Consider the following 5,489-nt stretch of genomic DNA (forward strand, 5'->3'; position numbering starts at 1 on the left):
ATCTTGACGATGACCTACTCTCACATGGGGAAACCCCACACTACCATCGGCGATGCATCGTTTCACTGCTGAGTTCGGGATGGGATCAGGTGGTTCCAATGCTCTATGGTCGTCAAGAAATTCGGGTACTGAGTCGCGGCCAGATGGCCTCGCTTCAGCAAATTGGGTATGTGACAGCTGTCGGTGTTTTGTGAGCGTCGAACTTTCGGTTCATTGCGTCTTCACACACCGCAATCTGGCCTTTCGACTCAAATTGCTTGGGTGTTATATGGTCAAGCCTCACGGGCAATTAGTATTGGTTAGCTCAACGCCTCACAGCGCTTACACACCCAACCTATCAACGTCGTAGTCTTCGACGGCCCTTCAGGGAACTCAAGGTTCCAGTGAGATCTCATCTTGAGGCTAGTTTCCCGCTTAGATGCTTTCAGCGGTTATCTATTCCGAACATAGCTACCCGGCAATGCCACTGGCGTGACAACCGGAACACCAGAGGTTCGTCCACTCCGGTCCTCTCGTACTAGGAGCAGCCCCTCTCAAATCTCAAACGTCCACGGCAGATAGGGACCGAACTGTCTCACGACGTTCTAAACCCAGCTCGCGTACCACTTTAAATGGCGAACAGCCATACCCTTGGGACCGGCTTCAGCCCCAGGATGTGATGAGCCGACATCGAGGTGCCAAACACCGCCGTCGATATGAACTCTTGGGCGGTATCAGCCTGTTATCCCCGGAGTACCTTTTATCCGTTGAGCGATGGCCCTTCCATACAGAACCACCGGATCACTAAGACCTACTTTCGTACCTGCTCGACGTGTCTGTCTCGCAGTCAAGCGCGCTTTTGCCTTTATACTCTACGACCGATTTCCGACCGGTCTGAGCGCACCTTCGTACTCCTCCGTTACTCTTTAGGAGGAGACCGCCCCAGTCAAACTACCCACCATACACTGTCCTCGATCCGGATAACGGACCTGAGTTAGAACCTCAAAGTTGCCAGGGTGGTATTTCAAGGATGGCTCCACGCAGACTGGCGTCCACGCTTCAAAGCCTCCCACCTATCCTACACAAGCAAATTCAAAGTCCAGTGCAAAGCTATAGTAAAGGTTCACGGGGTCTTTCCGTCTAGCCGCGGATACACTGCATCTTCACAGCGATTTCAATTTCACTGAGTCTCGGGTGGAGACAGCGCCGCCATCGTTACGCCATTCGTGCAGGTCGGAACTTACCCGACAAGGAATTTCGCTACCTTAGGACCGTTATAGTTACGGCCGCCGTTTACCGGGGCTTCGATCAAGAGCTTCGCGTTAGCTAACCCCATCAATTAACCTTCCGGCACCGGGCAGGCGTCACACCCTATACGTCCACTTTCGTGTTTGCAGAGTGCTGTGTTTTTAATAAACAGTCGCAGCGGCCTGGTATCTTCGACCGGCATGAGCTTACGGAGCAAGTCCTTCACCCTCACCGGCGCACCTTCTCCCGAAGTTACGGTGCCATTTTGCCTAGTTCCTTCACCCGAGTTCTCTCAAGCGCCTTGGTATTCTCTACCCAACCACCTGTGTCGGTTTGGGGTACGGTTCCTGGTTACCTGAAGCTTAGAAGCTTTTCTTGGAAGCATGGCATCAACCACTTCGTCATCTAAAAGATGACTCGTCATCAGCTCTCGGCCTTAAGATCCCGGATTTACCTAAGATCTCAGCCTACCACCTTAAACTTGGACAACCAACGCCAAGCTGGCCTAGCCTTCTCCGTCCCTCCATCGCAATAACCAGAAGTACAGGAATATTAACCTGTTTTCCATCGACTACGCTTTTCAGCCTCGCCTTAGGGACCGACTAACCCTGCGTCGATTAACGTTGCGCAGGAAACCTTGGTCTTTCGGCGTGGGTGTTTTTCACACCCATTGTCGTTACTCATGTCAGCATTCGCACTTCTGATACCTCCAGCAAGCTTCTCAACTCACCTTCACAGGCTTACAGAACGCTCCTCTACCGCATCACTTACGTGATACCCGTAGCTTCGGTGTATGGTTTGAGCCCCGTTACATCTTCCGCGCAGGCCGACTCGACTAGTGAGCTATTACGCTTTCTTTAAAGGGTGGCTGCTTCTAAGCCAACCTCCTAGCTGTCTAAGCCTTCCCACATCGTTTCCCACTTAACCATAACTTTGGGACCTTAGCTGACGGTCTGGGTTGTTTCCCTTTTCACGACGGACGTTAGCACCCGCCGTGTGTCTCCCATGCTCGGCACTTGTAGGTATTCGGAGTTTGCATCGGTTTGGTAAGTCGGGATGACCCCCTAGCCGAAACAGTGCTCTACCCCCTACAGTGATACATGAGGCGCTACCTAAATAGCTTTCGAGGAGAACCAGCTATCTCCGAGCTTGATTAGCCTTTCACTCCGATCCACAGGTCATCCGCTAACTTTTCAACGGTAGTCGGTTCGGTCCTCCAGTTAGTGTTACCCAACCTTCAACCTGCCCATGGATAGATCGCCCGGTTTCGGGTCTATTCCCAGCGACTAGACGCCCTATTAAGACTCGCTTTCGCTACGCCTCCCCTATTCGGTTAAGCTCGCCACTGAAAATAAGTCGCTGACCCATTATACAAAAGGTACGCAGTCACCCAACAAAGTGGGCTCCCACTGCTTGTACGCATACGGTTTCAGGATCTATTTCACTCCCCTCTCCGGGGTTCTTTTCGCCTTTCCCTCACGGTACTAGTTCACTATCGGTCAGTCAGTAGTATTTAGCCTTGGAGGATGGTCCCCCCATATTCAGACAAAGTTTCTCGTGCTCCGTCCTACTCGATTTCATGACTAAGAGATTTTCGCGTACAGGGCTATCACCCACTATGGCCGCACTTTCCAGAGCGTTCCGCTAATCTCAAAGCCACTTAAGGGCTAGTCCCCGTTCGCTCGCCACTACTAAGGGAATCTCGGTTGATTTCTTTTCCTCAGGGTACTTAGATGTTTCAGTTCCCCTGGTTCGCCTCTTGCACCTATGTATTCAGTACAAGATAACCATCTTATGATGGCTGGGTTCCCCCATTCAGACATCTCCGGATCAAAGTCTGTTTGCCGACTCCCCGAAGCTTTTCGCAGGCTACCACGTCTTTCATCGCCTCTGACTGCCAAGGCATCCACCGTATGCGCTTCTTCACTTGACCATATAACCCCAAGCAATCTGGTTATACTGTGAAGACGACATTCGCCGAAAATTCGAATTTCTCAATTAAGAGAACTCACAAATTTTACCTTAGCCTGATCCGTTACCAGTGAAAGTAACGTTCAGTCTATCTTTCTATCACATACCCAAATTTTTAAAGAACGAACTAGTCAAAGACTAGAAATCAACATTCACCATCGCAGCGATGGAATGCTCATTTCTAAGCTTTCAAACGTCAGAAGCAGTAGTGGTGGAGCCAAACGGGATCGAACCGTTGACCTCCTGCGTGCAAGGCAGGCGCTCTCCCAGCTGAGCTATGGCCCCGTATTTCTACAGGCGTTTCCCACACAAAATTGGTGGGTCTGGGCAGATTCGAACTGCCGACCTCACCCTTATCAGGGGTGCGCTCTAACCAACTGAGCTACAGACCCAATTTCGGGCTGCTTCTTATCGTCTTCTTCAATGAATCAAGCAATTCGTGTGGGAACTTATGGAGCAGCTGATGTCGTCGATTAAGGAGGTGATCCAGCCGCAGGTTCCCCTACGGCTACCTTGTTACGACTTCACCCCAGTCATGAATCACACCGTGGTAACCGTCCCCCCGAAGGTTAGACTAGCTACTTCTGGTGCAACCCACTCCCATGGTGTGACGGGCGGTGTGTACAAGGCCCGGGAACGTATTCACCGCGACATTCTGATTCGCGATTACTAGCGATTCCGACTTCACGCAGTCGAGTTGCAGACTGCGATCCGGACTACGATCGGTTTTATGGGATTAGCTCCACCTCGCGGCTTGGCAACCCTTTGTACCGACCATTGTAGCACGTGTGTAGCCCAGGCCGTAAGGGCCATGATGACTTGACGTCATCCCCACCTTCCTCCGGTTTGTCACCGGCAGTCTCCTTAGAGTGCCCACCATAACGTGCTGGTAACTAAGGACAAGGGTTGCGCTCGTTACGGGACTTAACCCAACATCTCACGACACGAGCTGACGACAGCCATGCAGCACCTGTCTCAATGTTCCCGAAGGCACCAATCTATCTCTAGAAAGTTCATTGGATGTCAAGGCCTGGTAAGGTTCTTCGCGTTGCTTCGAATTAAACCACATGCTCCACCGCTTGTGCGGGCCCCCGTCAATTCATTTGAGTTTTAACCTTGCGGCCGTACTCCCCAGGCGGTCAACTTAATGCGTTAGCTGCGCCACTAAGAGCTCAAGGCTCCCAACGGCTAGTTGACATCGTTTACGGCGTGGACTACCAGGGTATCTAATCCTGTTTGCTCCCCACGCTTTCGCACCTCAGTGTCAGTATCAGTCCAGGTGGTCGCCTTCGCCACTGGTGTTCCTTCCTATATCTACGCATTTCACCGCTACACAGGAAATTCCACCACCCTCTACCATACTCTAGTCAGTCAGTTTTGAATGCAGTTCCCAGGTTGAGCCCGGGGATTTCACATCCAACTTAACAAACCACCTACGCGCGCTTTACGCCCAGTAATTCCGATTAACGCTTGCACCCTCTGTATTACCGCGGCTGCTGGCACAGAGTTAGCCGGTGCTTATTCTGTCGGTAACGTCAAAACCATCACGTATTAGGTAATGGCCCTTCCTCCCAACTTAAAGTGCTTTACAATCCGAAGACCTTCTTCACACACGCGGCATGGCTGGATCAGGCTTTCGCCCATTGTCCAATATTCCCCACTGCTGCCTCCCGTAGGAGTCTGGACCGTGTCTCAGTTCCAGTGTGACTGATCATCCTCTCAGACCAGTTACGGATCGTCGCCTTGGTGAGCCATTACCCCACCAACTAGCTAATCCGACCTAGGCTCATCTGATAGCGCAAGGCCCGAAGGTCCCCTGCTTTCTCCCGTAGGACGTATGCGGTATTAGCGTCCGTTTCCGGACGTTATCCCCCACTACCAGGCAGATTCCTAGGCATTACTCACCCGTCCGCCGCTCTCAAGAGAAGCAAGCTTCTCTCTACCGCTCGACTTGCATGTGTTAGGCCTGCCGCCAGCGTTCAATCTGAGCCATGATCAAACTCTTCAGTTCAAACATCTTTGGGTTTTTAAGAAACCCTAAACTTGGCTCAGCAATCGTTGGTTACATCTTTGATTTCTCGCGGAGTAACTTGTGATGCTGATAATCTTGTTGACTATCAGTCTGACTCCACAAGCACCCACACGAATTGCTTGATTCAGTTGTTAAAGAGCGGTTGGTTAAGATCTTTCGTCTCAACCGAGGCGCGCATTCTACAGCAGCCTCATTTGCTGTCAAGTGATTATTTTCAGAAGTTTTCGAAGATTTCTTCAACAACTTCAACCACTTGCGC

General features: G+C 51.3%; 2 tRNA genes and 3 rRNA genes. All 5 read right to left on the reverse strand.

Annotated features, from left to right (window positions below):
- Position 1 precedes the first annotated feature (1 nt).
- The 5 genes from rrf to G7025_RS26450 all read right to left on the reverse strand — a co-directional run bounded on the left by rrf (position 2) and on the right by G7025_RS26450 (position 5,209).
- Positions 2 to 117 (reverse strand): 5S ribosomal RNA (rrf, locus tag G7025_RS26430).
- A gap of 151 nt (positions 118 to 268) precedes the next feature.
- Positions 269 to 3,160, reverse strand: a 23S ribosomal RNA gene (locus G7025_RS26435).
- 247 nt (positions 3,161 to 3,407) lie between these two features.
- Positions 3,408 to 3,483: transfer RNA gene (locus G7025_RS26440), tRNA-Ala, on the reverse strand.
- 30 nt (positions 3,484 to 3,513) lie between these two features.
- A tRNA-Ile gene (locus tag G7025_RS26445) sits at positions 3,514 to 3,590 on the reverse strand.
- Positions 3,591 to 3,672: 82 nt separating this feature from the next.
- Positions 3,673 to 5,209 (reverse strand): 16S ribosomal RNA (locus G7025_RS26450).
- Together the 16S, 23S and 5S rRNA genes with 2 tRNA genes alongside form the textbook arrangement of a ribosomal RNA operon.
- Positions 5,210 to 5,489: the final 280 nt, after the last annotated feature.

The organism is Pseudomonas lurida, from assembly GCF_013522705.1.
Lineage (GTDB): Bacteria > Pseudomonadota > Gammaproteobacteria > Pseudomonadales > Pseudomonadaceae > Aquipseudomonas > Aquipseudomonas quebecensis.